Source organism: Winogradskyella sp. (assembly GCF_965228925.1).
GTDB lineage: Bacteria > Bacteroidota > Bacteroidia > Flavobacteriales > Flavobacteriaceae > Winogradskyella.
In genome coordinates this window covers 2,175,224-2,190,549 of sequence record NZ_OZ245845.1, presented here as the reverse complement: position 1 = coordinate 2,190,549, position 15,326 = coordinate 2,175,224, and the positions used below count along the sequence as shown (strand labels likewise).

General features: G+C 39.0%; 8 protein-coding genes. All 8 read right to left on the bottom strand.

Translation table 11 applies throughout. From position 1 onward, the window contains the following. Window positions 1-8: 8 nt before the first annotated feature. On the bottom strand, window positions 9-2,327 hold the full coding sequence (gene bglX, locus ACO052_RS08850) for a beta-glucosidase BglX (RefSeq protein ID WP_422107652.1): 2,319 nt from the start codon (window positions 2,325-2,327) through the stop codon (window positions 9-11). After that, window positions 2,324-2,947: a dienelactone hydrolase family protein gene (locus ACO052_RS08845; RefSeq protein ID WP_422107651.1), complete on the bottom strand. Its 624-nt coding sequence runs from the start codon at window positions 2,945-2,947 to the stop codon at window positions 2,324-2,326. Before ACO052_RS08845 ends, bglX begins: the two co-directional genes overlap by 4 nt. Before the next feature lie 200 nt (window positions 2,948-3,147). Further along, window positions 3,148-4,524 carry a glucoamylase family protein gene (locus ACO052_RS08840; protein ID WP_422107650.1) on the bottom strand — a complete coding sequence of 459 codons (1,377 nt, stop codon included), beginning with the start codon at window positions 4,522-4,524 and terminating at the stop codon, window positions 3,148-3,150. Beyond that, window positions 4,517-5,884 carry a glucoamylase family protein gene (locus ACO052_RS08835; RefSeq protein WP_422107649.1) on the bottom strand — a complete coding sequence of 456 codons (1,368 nt, stop codon included), beginning with the start codon at window positions 5,882-5,884 and terminating at the stop codon, window positions 4,517-4,519. Before ACO052_RS08835 ends, ACO052_RS08840 begins: the two co-directional genes overlap by 8 nt. A 107-nt stretch (window positions 5,885-5,991) precedes the next feature. Continuing rightward, window positions 5,992-7,716, bottom strand: a complete 1,725-nt coding sequence (locus ACO052_RS08830) for a LamG-like jellyroll fold domain-containing protein (protein WP_422107648.1) — start codon at window positions 7,714-7,716, stop codon at window positions 5,992-5,994. Between the two features lie 5 nt (window positions 7,717-7,721). Beyond that, window positions 7,722-9,257 (bottom strand): RagB/SusD family nutrient uptake outer membrane protein, encoded by a 1,536-nt coding sequence (locus ACO052_RS08825; protein ID WP_422107647.1) that lies wholly within the window; start codon window positions 9,255-9,257, stop codon window positions 7,722-7,724. A 12-nt stretch (window positions 9,258-9,269) separates the two neighbouring features. After that, a complete protein-coding gene (locus ACO052_RS08820; protein ID WP_422107646.1) occupies window positions 9,270-12,296 on the bottom strand; it encodes a SusC/RagA family TonB-linked outer membrane protein in 3,027 nt (1,008 codons plus the stop codon). 252 nt (window positions 12,297-12,548) lie between these two features. Next, window positions 12,549-15,326 carry a LuxR C-terminal-related transcriptional regulator gene (locus tag ACO052_RS08815; RefSeq protein ID WP_422107645.1) on the bottom strand — a complete coding sequence of 926 codons (2,778 nt, stop codon included), beginning with the start codon at window positions 15,324-15,326 and terminating at the stop codon, window positions 12,549-12,551.

The following is a 15,326-nucleotide window of genomic DNA, read 5'->3' as shown; positions in this document are numbered from 1 at the left end:
ATTAGCTATTAATCGTGTAAGGTAAATGAATGTTTAAATTTAAAATCAGAGCTAGGTGCTATAGCAATTTCAAACGCACCTAGCTCTGCTATATATTGCTTTTCAGAGTTGTAAAATTTTAAATCGTCTATGGTGATGGTAAAAGACACGTCTTTACGTTCTCCTTTTTTTAAAAACACTTTTTGAAATCCTTTGAGCTCTTTTACGGGTCTCGTAATGCTTCCCACCTTATCTCGGATATAAAGTTGCACAATCTCGTAACCGTCATAATCGCCTTCATTAGACAGTACTACACTGGCCTTAATGGATGTAGAAGTAGTCATTTCATTTGAAGACAGCTTTATATCGGAATAGGCAAACCTGGTATAGCTTAAGCCATAGCCAAAATGATATAAGGGCTCATTGCGTATATCTAGGTAATTGGTTTTGAACTTCTCAAATCTACCTTCTGAATTACCAAGTGGCCGACCTGTATTTTTATGATTGTAGTGCATCGGTACTTGTCCGACATGTCGTGGGAATGTCATCGTTAATTTCCCCGATGGATTAGCATCCCCAAATAACACATCCGATATCGCTAAACCTGCTTCACTGCCTGGAAACCAAACATTTAGAATGGCTGGAACGGTCTCATGCTCTTTAACCAAAGTTAACGGACGACCTGCAAATAGAACAAGTACTACGGGTTTACCGGTTTTGAGCAAAGCATCTAACAGATCTTTTTGAACTTGTGGAATACCAATATCGGTTCTACTGCTAGACTCACCACTGAACTCGGATGACTCGCCTATAGTCGCAACAATAACATCCGATCGTTTTGCAATAGCAAGGGCTTCGTCCAATAATTGTTGGTCTGAGCGTCCGTCCCTCGGAATAGTTTTACCAAACATGGTCGTTCTTTTCTCGAGTTCTAAATCATAATCGACATTACTTCCCTTTGCATAAAGAATATTAACCTTGTCACCCACTTCCGATTTTAATCCATCTAAAACCGAAATGGATTTATCCTGATCTGTAGCCACACTCCAAGTCCCTGCCATATTAACAGCGGTATGGGCCAAAGGGCCAATTAATGCTATAGTCCCCGATTTTTTAAGTGGTAGTAATTGATTGTCATTTTTTAACAAAACCATAGACTCTGTCGCTACCTTACGTGCAAAATCCCTATGTTCTGATGTGAAAACCTCAGTTTTTGCCCTGTTTTTATCACAATACTTATATGGATCATCAAACAAGCCCAGTTTATACTTAGCCGTTAAAATACGTTTAACGGCAGTGTCTATGTCGTTCATAGAGACCAAACCATCTTCTAAGGACTTTTTCAAGGTCGTTAAAAACCCTTCCGAGACCATATCCATATCGGTACCTGCTTTTAAGGCTTGGGCTGAAACTTCCTGAAAATTCCCTACACCATGATATTGCATTTCTTCAATACCTGTATAATCGGTTACTAAAAATCCATTGAATCCCCATTCTTCTCTTAAAACATCGGTTAACAACCACTTATTTCCCGTTGCCGGAATACCATCAACTTCATTGAAAGAAGACATTACAGAACCCACGCCAGCGTCTACCGCTGCCTTGTATGGTGGAAAATATTCATTGTACATTCTTAAGCGACTCATATCCACAGTATTGTAATCCCTTCCTGCTTCTGGTGCACCGTACAATGCAAAATGTTTTACACAAGACATTAAGGTATTGTTGGCCGTTAAATCTTCATCCTGATAACCATATACCATAGCTTTAGCAATCTCACTGGCCAAATAGGGATCTTCGCCATTACCTTCTGATACTCTTCCCCATCTAGGATCCCGCGAAATATCGACCATAGGAGAAAATGTCCAGTTAATACCATCTGCACTGGCTTCTTGTGCTGCCATACGTGCTGATTCTTTTATCAGTTCCATATTCCATGAGGTTGATAGTCCTAAGGGAATAGGAAAGGTCGTTTTATAGCCATGGATAACATCCATCCCAAAAATTAAAGGAATGCCCAGCCTACTTTTTTCTACGGCTATTCTTTGGACTTCCTCAATTTTATCGACACCTTTGATGTTGAAAAGCCCTCCAACTTTTCCCTCTTCAATCTTTTTAGCAACGTTTGAGCTTTTTGAAGAACCCGTCGTTATATCTCCTGAAGACGGCAAATTGAGTTGGCCCAACTTTTCATCTATGGTCATTAATGCCAAAATGGAATCTACCTGTTCTTCGAAAGGATTTTCATGAGGTGTATTTACTTTTGATTTGCCGGTAGAATTGCAACTCGCTATAAGGAGTGCTAAAACAATTGATGAAAGTATATTAAACGAAATTGATCTGTTCATTGTTTTGATTTTGTTTTGGAAAATAGCCAGGGTAATAATTCGGGTTCAGCAAATGTTGGGTCCCAACTATTATGATTAGCATGGTCAAAGATGGTTAAACCTGGAAATCCGCCCTCCTTTAAAATAGCCGAGGCCATATTTATAGATAATAATGGATCTACCACATCATCCTTAGCCCCATGAAAAATCCATAAGGCTATGTCTTTTGCATATGCGCTCGCCGATTCAGGATCACCTCCTCCACAGATGGGTATGGCTGCCGCAAACATACTCGGTTTTCGGTAGATAATTTCGAACGTTCCCATACCGCCCATAGATAGCCCCACAACGTAGACCTGATCGGTTTTTACAAAGGGCTTTTTAACCATACGGTCCATTAAATCCATGACTAAGCCCATGGCTTTTGTTGGCGCTTCATTGTACTTATATTTAAAGCTTATTGGTCGCGTTGAGCGATCTGCCTCTAATTTAGACCAATAATCGTCCTTAGTACATTGGGGAAAAATAATTATGGCAGGGAATGAATCGCGATGCTTTTCATTGAGGAACAAATTACTTCCATGAACAAGCTGTTTCTCATTGTCATCTCCACGCTCTCCAGCGCCATGCAAGAACAACACGAGAGGGTAGCTTTTATTTTCAGAAAAGTCTTAGGTAAAAGCAACCTGTATTTTAAGGTATCAGTACCTAGGATATGACTTTCGTGAGAAAATAAATCTTTAGAAGCATCTGCTTGCTGTGCCCATACAGGGCAAGACATTCCCAAATAAAAACTCAGGATCGCTATCGAAAAAATAGTTTTCATAGTCTAAAGTGTCGATTAATAATTAAACCCTAAAGCATTCAAACCATTTTGAACATCTTCATTTTGCATAAACAAATTCCAAAACAACTGCGTTCTATGGTTTTCGATCATAATAATTTGCGGCCCTTGATCAATAGCTAAATAACGTTGCGTTACCCAATCGTTATAATGTGGACTAAACGCATCATAAAATCCCGCAGGACCTAATAGATCTTCCCTTTCATAAAAGTAATGCATAGCAGCTAAAGATTTTTCTGGTGTATACGGTATAGAACTTACGGCTGCTGTTGGTGATATGACGCCTGTGTCATTTTCGGGATCGTGTGCTGTATAACCAACAGAACCATCCGAATTTCTGGTATAACTTGCCGTTAGGCCCCAGCAATCTTCACCATAGGCCGCGTAGTTATTTGGATTATTGACACAGTGTGCATAATTAATGTCAGTGTGGTTAACATTAAGCGTCCAATAGTTGGCGTACTGATCTGAAAGGTTACGTGGATCTAAGCCTAAATACGAATAATGTGCCCAAAATAGAGGTCCACTACCAGCACCTGCATGATCTAAGATCAAAGGAATATTATATTGGCTCGAGGATGAAACAATGCCTCCATTATTGGCCCAACCTTCATGGTAAGCTTCGGCCGGTATCGCATAATCTGGTGAAGCGGCTCCTAGAATAAATGCTATTAATGTTTCATTATAGCCCCTTAATTCTAAATTGATGGCGAAACCATTATCCGGGCTCCAATGCCAATACAAAGCATTCTGGCCTTGGGTATACCAATTCCATTCTACACCCTTCCAAAGATTATCGGCTTGCGCAGCCAAGGCTTGCTCTTCGACTGAACCGTTTTTAAAGTATTCTTTAACACAAATCAACCCTTGTACCAAGAAGGCTGTTTCTACAATATCACCTCCATTATCTAATGCACTAAATGGGATGACTCGTCCTGTACCTCCATTTATCCAATGTGGCCAAACACCATGGAACCTGTCGGCTCCTTCAAAAAAATTGAGGATTTGTTCCAATCTTGCCACGCCTTCAGTTCTTGTAATATAATTTCTCTCAATACCTACAATAATGGCCATTAGACCAAAACCACTGCCTCCAGTAGCAACCACACTCTGACTATCGGCTGTATTATTGGGATGATACCGTTCCCTCGCAGCACCAGAATTGGCCTCCGCAAAATCCCAAAAATATTTAAAGGTTTCTCGCTGTACCAAATCCATTAACTCATCATCAGTAATCGTCACAACAGGATCGTCATCGTCATTTGGGCTGTATGGTTCTTGATACCCTGGTCCATTGTCATTACCGCAATTGGATACCATGAGTGCCAATAACACAGCAATAATCCAATATGTTCTTTTTAAATAATTATTCATAGCTAAACCCTAAGTTTTTTAGACCACTTTGTACGTCCTCATTTTTCATAAAAAGGTTCCATAACAATCCTGTTCTATAATTTTCTATCATTACTGGTATGGGCCCTTGATCTATAGCTAAATATCTCGGATTATACCAGTTATGCTCAAAACTAAAGGCATCATAAGGCCCATATTTACCAATTAAACTATCGTGATTTTTATAAAGATTGACCAAGACTTTCATACTTTCCTCTGGAGTATATGGAAAGGATGACAAGGCCGCCGTTGGTGCTACCACCCCTAAATCGCGACCCGGTCTATGACCCGCATAACCCTTCATGGAATAGCTCGAAGTTAAGCCCCAAAGACTATCTCCATAGCCTTTAAAATTCTTCGGATTATCCAAGGCATATTTGTAATGAATTTTTGCATGGTTTTGCGTTAATGTCCAATAATCTGCATACTGATCGGAAAGTCCCTTAGGGTTCATCCCTAAATAGGAATAATGAGCCCAAAATAGTGGTCCAATAGGGGCATCGTCATGCTCGTAATAATCCAATACTAATGCCTCATCATAATAGCGTTCTTCTGAGACTATTTTACCGCTTCTTGCCCAGCCTTTTTCGTAAACATCTTTATTGATTGGATAGCTTGGCGATGACGCGGCCAATACATACATTATTAAGCACTCATTATAGCCACCAACAGGGAAATTCATGTCCCAACCATATTGCGGTGACCAGTGCCAATACAATACGTCTTCTCCATTCTTGGTGTACCAGTTCCACTCTACCTCTCGCCAAAGCGTATCGATTTTTGATCTTAATTGTTTTTCTTTTTCGCTGTCTCCATCAAAATACTCCGAAACCGTTAATAGACCTTGGACCAAAAATGCCGTTTCCACTAAATCACCCCCATTGTCTTTTTTGCTAAATGGATAAACTTTTCCTGTTTCTCCATCTATCCAATGTGGCCAAGCGCCATGAAAACGATCCGCCTTAGCTAAAAAATCTACAATCTTTAAGTACCGATCTAAAGCATCTTCCTTTGGAATAAAACCTCTTTCTATGCCTACAAGAATTGCCATAAGTCCAAAGCCACTCCCTCCTGTAGTCACCGTATTTTTAGGAGACGTAGGGTATATATTATCCATATGAAGGCGTTCTCGTGCCAAACCCGAATTTGGCTCCGCACCGTCCCAAAAATAATTAATGGTCTGCCGTTGGATAGTATCCAGTAAATCTTGAGTGTTTAATACATAGGTCTTATTTACTGCCTCTCCTACTGCCTTTCCCTGTTTTTTTGTCTCATTACAACCCATAAAAAGGAAAGACAAGATGATCAAAACGAAACGTTTATTGTGTTTTGACTGTATCATAGAAATAAATTAAACAAAATTTAGCTGCACTTACATCATCATAAATGCAGCTAAAACTTTTTGAAGACTAACTAACTCAAAATATAACAACTCATCTAAAAATCAGACTATTGCACGGCCTGAACTTCGGCTTGTGACAATGCTTTTTTATAGATTCTTAAATTATCCATAAAGCTTTCATCTGATAAATGATTCCATCCTGTAAATCTTGGTGCTCCGGACATAATAGATATAATATCACAACCTGTCCAGTCGACGCCCGTAAATGTGTTTTGACTAACGACTTGCCCATCTATATAAACCACACATTCGGTATCTGATATTGTAAATGCCATCTGCACCCATTGTGGGTTGCTAGGATCTAAATCTGCTGCTGCACCGCCATCGAACCATGAATCTCCGTCTCCTCGACCGACATTTAATTTGAAACGTTGCATGCCTCCTGCATTTTCTCTAAAGAACCTAAATCCATTTGTCCTCAGGTTTTGTGAATCAGGATTCGCAGTATCCTCAGGACCTATGACTAAAATTCCCGCTCTATCTGGAGCAGCATTAACCTTATAGTTAAATACTGCGGTAAATTCGTTGGATAATAGACCATCTGTTGGGAAGGTCAAGTAAGAGTCTACAGCACCGGCATAGGCACTATTTCCCTCAGAGGCATCTGAAGTGAAGCCTGGACTACCTACCTCTGTGCAGTCGATATCACTATAGCTCTCTGTAAAACTACCATTAAAATTCAATTTAAAAATTTCGTCAGCCTGCGCGATGAGCTCTATAACTTCTTGTTGCGTTAAAGCCATGTTGAACAATCGCAGTTCATCCATAAAACTTTCATCCGATCTATGATTCCAACCCGTAAATCTCGGTGCACCAGACATAATGGATAGAATATCACATCCCGTCCAGTCAATTCCTGTAAACGAATTTTGACTAACAACTTCACCGTTTTTGTAGACGACACATTCGGTACCAGATATCGTAAATGCAAAGTGTACCCATTCGTCTAAACTTGGGTCTACATCTGCAGCTGCACCGCCATCAAACCAAGACTCGCCATCTCCTCTACCAACATTTAGCTTAAAGCGTTGCATACCACCTGCATTTTCTCTAAAGAACCTAAATCCGCTGGTTCTAAGGTTCTGCGAATCTGGGTTTGCTGTATCCTCAGGACCTATGACCAAAATGCCTGCTCGGTCTGGTGTTGCATTAACTTTTAACCAAAATGACGCACTAAACTCATTGGCTAAGAGGCCGTCCGTTGGAAATGTAAGATACGAATCCGGAGCTCCTGAATAAGCGCCTGAACCTACTCTTGCCTCTGGAGCAAACCCTGGATTACCCACCTCGGTGGCGTCTGTAACCGTCACCAATTCACTGTAGCTCCCATCAAAGTTCATATAAAACGTCTCACCTGGAAACAATGGCGTATAGGGCGGTTCCTTGCTGAAGTTTGACACAGCCGTTGTAACATTACCTACTAAATCTGTTGCTGTGACTTCAAGTACATGGTCACCCGTAGTGATATTATCGTATTCAAATTCGTTAATGAATATTCTATAGTCTAAAAAGGTATCAAAAGAGGCAATCTGTAGTCCATCTAAGGCTACAGTAACGGACCCAAGCTCAATATCATCTTCTGCCCTGAACTCAATTGTCGTTGATGTTACTGGCTCAGCCACCTGAATTTCAAAACCATCAACTGGCTTTATTATGGTCACTAATGGTGCTCCGGCATCTGGACCAGGATCTACTTCTGTAATTGGATCAATACCTTCTTCACACCCCATGAATAAGAGCGCTAGACATAGTACGTATATTATTTTTTTCATGATCATTAGTTATTATTATTTGCATATTCACGGAGAATGAAACTTAAGTCTAATTGTTCGAGCGGATAGGGTAAAAATCGTTTGTCTATAGTAAACGTTCTACCATCATAGCTCAACTCGTCTGTACGACCCAATCTGAGCATATCATAGAGTCTTATACCCCACTCCATACCAAGTTCAGCATACTTCTCATCCATAACGTCATCACTTGTCACATTACTTATAGTAGGCATTCCGGCTCTAACTCTCACCATATTTACAGCTTCATCGGCACTACCGGCCGAACCTGTTGCTCCTCTTGTTAAGGCCTCTGCATACATTAACAAAATTTCAGCATAACGAATTACCGTGAAATTATTATTACTACCTAAATCGGAACGACCTTCTGTTAATTGATTTGTTGGTAAGAAGTGTTTCCCGCTTGCAAACATAGCTCGCGCATAATCGTTGATGATATCACCATCGCGCGTTGTATTGGAGACAAAAGCTGGTAGATTTTGATAATTGGGATCTGATTGAATTTCTTGAATACCTCTATCTGTAAATAAAACACTCGTTTCTAAACGAACAGTTTCATTTCTGTCTAGCATAAACTTGATGTATTTTAAGCTTGGCTCATAGAATCCCCAACCGTTAGTTGCCGCCACATCATTCGCTGCTGTAAAGTTCTGGGGCGCATAGAAATTCCATAAATGACGAACGTTTTCACCAGAAGATTGTCCGAAATCCGAATACTGTATTTCCCAAATATTCTCGTTAGCTAATTTTCCAGGAATATTGAATAATTCGTAATAATCATTGAATAATTGGAATCTTCCTGAACTAATAATTTCTCCTGTGGCAGCAGCCACTTCTTGGTAATTTTCAAGTTCAAGATTTGCTATGGCTTTAACACTTAGTGCCGTATACAGAGTAATTCCTCCCGGTAGGTCCTCTCTTTGGTTTGGTGCAACGTCCAATAAAAATGGGGTAGCCTCATCCATTTGTTCAGAAATCCACTCCATCAATTCGTCTTTTGTGGCAACATTTATCTGCGTAAAATCTAGGGTATCAATCTTGTAAACGTCCCCGAATAAGCGCGACAACTGTAAGGTTATGAATCCTCTCAATACTTTACACTCGGCAATGTACTGGTCTATTAAGGTAGAATTTACACCTCCATCCCTAAAATTTTCTAAGGCTTGGATCTGTGCCGTTACTTGTACAATATCCTCGGCCCAGTTTTCGAAAAAAACGTTGTACATCCAATAGTTGTTATCATAGATGTAATTGTCCGTGTCTGCAAAACCTTGCTGGTCTCCGAGACCTCCTGCGTTGACATCATCACCTCTTACTGAGATTAAAGGGATTTGTTCCCAGCCGACGCTTTGAAAGCTTTGGTATGCTCCAATCAATGTTCCAAAAGCTCCTTCTTCACTGGTGTAATCAATATCACCAGTAAGTGTTTCGTTTTCTGGGGCTTCGTCCAATTTGCCTTCACAAGTGAATAGGAAAACAGATAGGATGCAAACCACCATTTTAAAATTAAATATATACTTCATAGCTCTAAATTTTTAAAAATTAACCGATACGCCCAATGAATAAACCGATGGTGTAGGATAGGTTTGGGTATCCCTACCATCAAAACCAACTTCTGGATTAAAACCATTGAAACTTTTAGTCCATAAAAATGGTCTATCCGCAGTTAGAGATATCCTTACTTCAGGAAAGTTTTCCTGTCTTAAGGTGTAGCCTAGCTGAATATTTTGGATTCTAAAGAAATCACCATCTTGTAAAAAGAACTCGGAAAGCCTTTGGTTCCAGACTTGGCGATAGCCTTCTGAAGACGGATATGAATTTGTGGTTCCATCACCACGCCATCTGTTAATGGCCAAATCTGCATCGATATTTCTTCCTTGGGTACGTACCACCTCTTGTCGGTTGGTATTTAAAATAACGTTCCCTCCTTGTCCATAAAAAGCGACATTTAAATCGAAGTCTTTATAGTTGACACCAATATTACCGCCATAATAAAATGTAGGTATTGGAGATCCCAAATAGTCTCTATCATTGGCATCTAGTACGCCATCACCATTATTATCCCTGTATCTAAAGTAACCTGGTCTAATATCTGTACCATCGGCGATGGCTGCTTGAGCAACGGGATCTGCTGCAATCTCGGCTTCGTTTTGATAGACTCCATCAATCTCCCATCCGTAAAACACATCGATAGGCTGCCCCACAACAACGCGTTGTCTTGCTTCGGCTGTACCCCTCTCAATTGCGGGTTGCCCTGACAAACTCGTCACCTCATTATCCAAAGTACTGAAATTTCCTGAGATGGTATAGCTCCAATTCTCTGATATCTCACCGCGCCAAGATGCTGCCAATTCAATTCCCCTGTTCCTTACCGCACCAGCATTTCTACGACTCGATCCAGTTCCAATAAATTGAGGAACTGCAAAAACCATATTATCGGTATCCTTAGTAAAATAATCTACTTCTAAGGATAATCTATTATCAAACATATAAGCCGAAAGACCGATATTCAACTCTTCTGTAAACTCCCACGAAATATCGTCCGACACTGTTTCGAATTCTAAGCCATTAATAAAGGTATCATCAAAAACTGTTGCAATGGTATTTGCGGCTAAGGGCCTGCTTCTTGGTACAGCGTCATTCGCCAATCTACCCCAACCAGCGCGTAATTTTAAATAATTTAGGAATTCGATATTTTCCATAAACGATTCCTTTGAAATCTCCCATCCTAAACCGAATGCTGGAAGATATACATAGGTTTCATCGTATTTGTTGGTGCCTTCCGCTCTGAACGTCGCATAGGCCAAGTATTTATTCTGAAACTTATATTCTGCCCGACCAAAGTATGCAAATCCAAAATCCCTAAATCCACCATCATAAGCTATTCGGCTTGCTTCATCCGTATTCTCAATGTACCAAGTATTGTCATTATTTCTTATGAATGACCCATTGGGATCAAAATTTCCACTAGCGCCAAAGTTTCTACCGTATTCATCCCTAAACGATGTTCCTGCCAGAACTGTTAAATCATGATCATCGCCAAAATTATTTTTATAAGTCAATACATTATCCCAAATATAGGTTTCATTAACTGCGTTATTACGCGTAATTGAAGACTGTTCTACTGTTCTTTGGAAATCATTAGTCACAAAATAAGGCAGTCGAACTAGCCTTTCATTGATCCCTAGATAATTGTAGGATAGACTACTTCTAAAGTTCAGCTTCTTAGGAAGAATAGTAACGTCCGCATAAAAATTTGTTACAATACGACGTCTTTCGCCGCGTAAGTCAGAATTATCCATTAGGGGAAATGGATTTTGGGAACCTCTGTAGCCTATCTCTCTCGCATCGGCATAAGGCAGTGGGTCTGCTTCTGTAAAATTGTTATCAAATACAGGTAAAATTGGAACTGCAAAATAGGTCAGCTGCCATGCTGATCCTTCATCCGCATATTGCACGGCATTACTATAAAGGACATTACCGCCCACTTTAAGCCATTCTGTGGCTTTGGCATCTACTTTTGCTCTAAGGTTGTAACGTGTATAACTATTCCGCATATCCAAAATACCTTCTTGTGCGAAAAAATTTCCACCAAGGGAATAGGAAATATCATCAGAACCACCGCTGATTTGGATATCGTGATTCTCCATCGGAGCATCTCTCAATACCTCATCATACCAATCCGTATTAACGTCTGGAATATTTGGGTTAACACGACTTCGTCCAAACCGTTGCAAAGCCAGGTCGATACTGGCAATTTCAGACTCAGAACCTGACTCTAATGCAAAGGTCGTAAACTGCTCGGCATTGGCCATTTTAAGAATGTCCTGTGCGCGCTGAACACCATAAAAGGATGTAATTGTTATTTCTGGCTTTTTATTAAAGCGTCCGCCCTTGGTTGTAATCAAAACAACACCATTGGCTGCTCTAACTCCATAAATGGCAGCAGCCGATGCATCTTTAAGAATAGATACGGATTCTATTTCACTGGGGTTCAAAAAGTCAATATCGCTGAAGAAATTGCCATCTACAACAAATAAGGGTCTAGAATCCCCTGATAAAGAGTTTGTTCCCCTTATTCTAATATCGGGAGTCTCACCCGGAGACCCTTGACTACTCACCTGCACACCAGCCACTTGACCCTGGAACGCCTGACCAATCTGTGCTGCAGGTGTTCTTTTCAAAGTTTCAGGTTTAATGGTTGCAATAGCACTCGTGAGGTCTTCCTTTTTCTGCGTACCATAACCGACAACTACGACTTCATTTAATGATTCCGCGTCCTCTTCTAGAGCGATATTAACAACGATTTGATTCGTTATAATCACAGATTGCGACTTAAATCCGAGATAACTAAAGACCAACTCCTCTCCCTGGTTGACAGTTATAGTATACTTTCCGTCCAAATCGGTAGATTCGCCCCGAGATGTCCCTTTTACTATTACACTTACTCCAGGCAATGGCAAACCATCACTTGCGGTAGTTACAACTCCATTCACTTCTATTTGCTGACCCCAAGTCACGAGGCTAAAAAATAGAAGTAGTAATATAAGTTTAGTTTTCATAGATTAATAATTAGTTAGATTGATTTCAGTTTTAGATTTAAGTCTAAATATATAATCTTCGCTCTAGATAGGCCTAACATGATTTTACGCTTTAATTACACCATAATTCAATAAAGCCTAGAAAACTAATAAAACTAAGAAATTGACGTAGTCTAAAATTAAACGAAAACGTTGTAAAATGGATGCATTTTAACATCATGACGTAGTAATGACGTAGTGAAATAATGCTATTTTAACAATTAAGAGGGGAGATTATTTAATATCTAACAAATAATCCGTCAAAGAAATATGATTTTCTAAATCTAACTTCCTTTTTAATCTGTACCTATGTGTCTCCACACCTCTAACGGATATGTTCATCAGTGGTGCAATTTCCTTATTGGATAAACTCATTTTGATATAGGCACAAATCTTTAAGTCCTTGGGGGTAAGTTTAGGATGGCGACTCGTGAGGTTTTCAAAAAACTCATCGTGTACTTGATTAAAGTTTTCTTCAAATACTTTCCACTCATCCTTATGTTCTATGGAATGGTCTAACTTTTTTATAAGTTTTTTGTAAGCGTAGTAATTCTTGAAATCATCTCTATTTAAAGCCAGTTCTTTCTTTATGTCTAGAAGGGTTTCGTTCTTCTTTACCAAGGCCATGGCATTGTTAGCTAATTGTTTGCTTTTGATCTTTATTTCGTTCTCAAGACTTTCGTTTTTCAACTGTACGATGCGCTTTTCATTCTCAAATGTTTTCTCGCGTAATAGTTTTTGTTGTTCTTTCTGGAGCTTTATTCTCAGATGCCTTTGTTCTCTTTCTACCTTTTTTCGCTGTAATATATTGATTAGGACCACTGTTAATATACCGAGACATATATAGAGTAAATATCCCAAGGTGTCTTTATACCAAGGTGGCAAAACCATAACATTTAGTTCCATCACTGGAGAGGTCTTTCCTGAATTATCCGCAGCCCTGCAAGACAGTTCATAGTTACCATCCCTAAGATTTGACAATTCTATCTTTCCATTCTCCATTCTATACCAGTTGTCATCGCTATGAGAAAGCTTATACTCTAAAAAGTAATGCGTAGATTTTGGTGAGGCCACTTCTAAAATCACATTTTTATTGTGCTTAAAGCTCAGCTGATTATCAACAATATTATTGATATTGATATGATGGTTATCTAGAGAAATAGATTCTATGTTTGGTTTGAATAATTGACTACTAGCATTATAACTCGTATTAATAAGCATAAAGCCATTGTCTAAATTAAGTGAGTAGGTGGAATCATTAAATTTGGAGACGTTTTCATACCCCACTATATATCTATCTTTAAAGAAATTATCGGTTAATGTAAAATCTTCATAATTATTAGAGAATGACTGAAAGCTGATAATACCCTCACTGTTCCGCAACGCTATGCGGTCGGTATATTCCTCAGAAATGATGTAACTATCAGGACCAAGCTTTTCATTTAACAAATCATAAGGTATTATAGAGTCCAACAACGGTTCGTATTTTAACCACTCTTTATTTGTCTTAAAGCTGATGTTGTTTTTTATATCATAGACTCTAACATTAAATGTATGATCCAAATAATTTTTAATACTTATTATAGAATCGTAGTTTTTATCAAATCTAACCTTATAGAGTCCCTTGTAAGCATGGGCCACCCAAGCCGTATATTGATTTTCGAATACTAAAAACCGAGATGGTATTGTTGTTTTGCCTAAATGCGATACCTGCCATTTACCATTTGTATTTTCGAACTTCACAAGCCCAGAATAAGTACCTTGTATGTAAGTATTTAAACGCTCCGGCACTTTCTTAATAGTCCAGCCTCCCGTAAAACTTGAAATTTGCTTAAGCTTATCACCCTCCACTAAAAAGGTGCCTTCATTATGGCCACAAAAAAGCGTTCCGCCAATCTCCTTTAGATTCCATACTTGACCTTGTGAACCTTCTATAAAGACCGGTTGGTCTGCCTCATCTAACCGAAATAGTCCTGTATTGCTACCAATGTAAACGGTACCTTTATATTTAATGATATCATAGACGGCTCCGAGTTTTCCAGAAAGATCATTAAAGAAGTAATTATGGTTATTTAAATCGACTTTCGAAATACCGTTATCTAGCCCTAACCATAAGCTCCCTTCATCAGAGACATATTGCCCCAGTACCGTATTATTAATAAGCCCATTCTCTTTACTAATGTGAAATTTCATTTCTCCATTAGCGTCTGTAAGATAAACACCATTTTTTATGGTTCCAAAAACCATGTCGCCATTATCTAATATCGAAAATTCGTTGAGCTGATGTTGTTTTAGATTTTTATCTATATCAAAGTTTGAAGGGATTAAATCATTGTTATTTAGATAAAAGCACCCCTTCAAAGCAGTCGCTAGTAACAACTGACCATCGAATTGTTTAATGGCCAATATTTTTGTGCCCACCAACAAATCATCACTATAAAATTGTTCTAATTGACCATCCTTTAATGAAAATATTCCATCATTTAGGGTTGCTAAAAGCAAGTGGCCATTAACGACATTCGTTGAGATAATGGTTGATCTCGGTGTGATTTGTATAATATTATTAAAATCGTAGACATAGATATTTTGAAATGACCTAAAAACAATCTGGTCTTTATAGCTATTGATTTGCCATATCTCCTCATTGGAAGAAATTTTTTCTAGAATGGTATCGCTTAATGAAACGTATGTGAGTTGACCATACTCGTTGTTTTTCCAATAACCAAACTCCTCAAAAGAACCCGTGAATATGAGGTCCTTATACGCTAATACAGAACGAATGGTCGTTTTATTCGGTAACTGATGAAATTTCCAATCTATGCCATTATACTCTAATAATCCGCTATTGTTAGCAACATAAACCTTTCCGTTTTCGGCACGAGTTACATCCCAATTTTGGTTACCCGCATTGTATTCTGCCAATGAATAATTATGTATTCCTGGTGAAAATTGCCCATAGCTATGGAATGGATAAAATAAAAGGCAGCATAAAACTACTAGTACTCGCTTCAT

What these genes read in the sequence shown, in the direction of transcription:
- ACO052_RS08840 (WP_422107650.1), bottom strand. Translation starts at nt 4,524, where the DNA reads ATGAATAATTATTTAAAAAGAACATATTGGATTATTGCTGTGTTATTG.
- ACO052_RS08815 (WP_422107645.1), bottom strand. Translation starts at nt 15,326, where the DNA reads ATGAAGCGAGTACTAGTAGTTTTATGCTGCCTTTTATTTTATCCATTC.
- ACO052_RS08830 (WP_422107648.1), bottom strand. Translation starts at nt 7,716, where the DNA reads ATGAAAAAAATAATATACGTACTATGTCTAGCGCTCTTATTCATGGGG.
- ACO052_RS08820 (WP_422107646.1), bottom strand. Translation starts at nt 12,296, where the DNA reads ATGAAAACTAAACTTATATTACTACTTCTATTTTTTAGCCTCGTGACT.
- ACO052_RS08825 (WP_422107647.1), bottom strand. Translation starts at nt 9,257, where the DNA reads ATGAAGTATATATTTAATTTTAAAATGGTGGTTTGCATCCTATCTGTT.
- ACO052_RS08835 (WP_422107649.1), bottom strand. Translation starts at nt 5,884, where the DNA reads ATGATACAGTCAAAACACAATAAACGTTTCGTTTTGATCATCTTGTCT.
- bglX (WP_422107652.1), bottom strand. Translation starts at nt 2,327, where the DNA reads ATGAACAGATCAATTTCGTTTAATATACTTTCATCAATTGTTTTAGCA.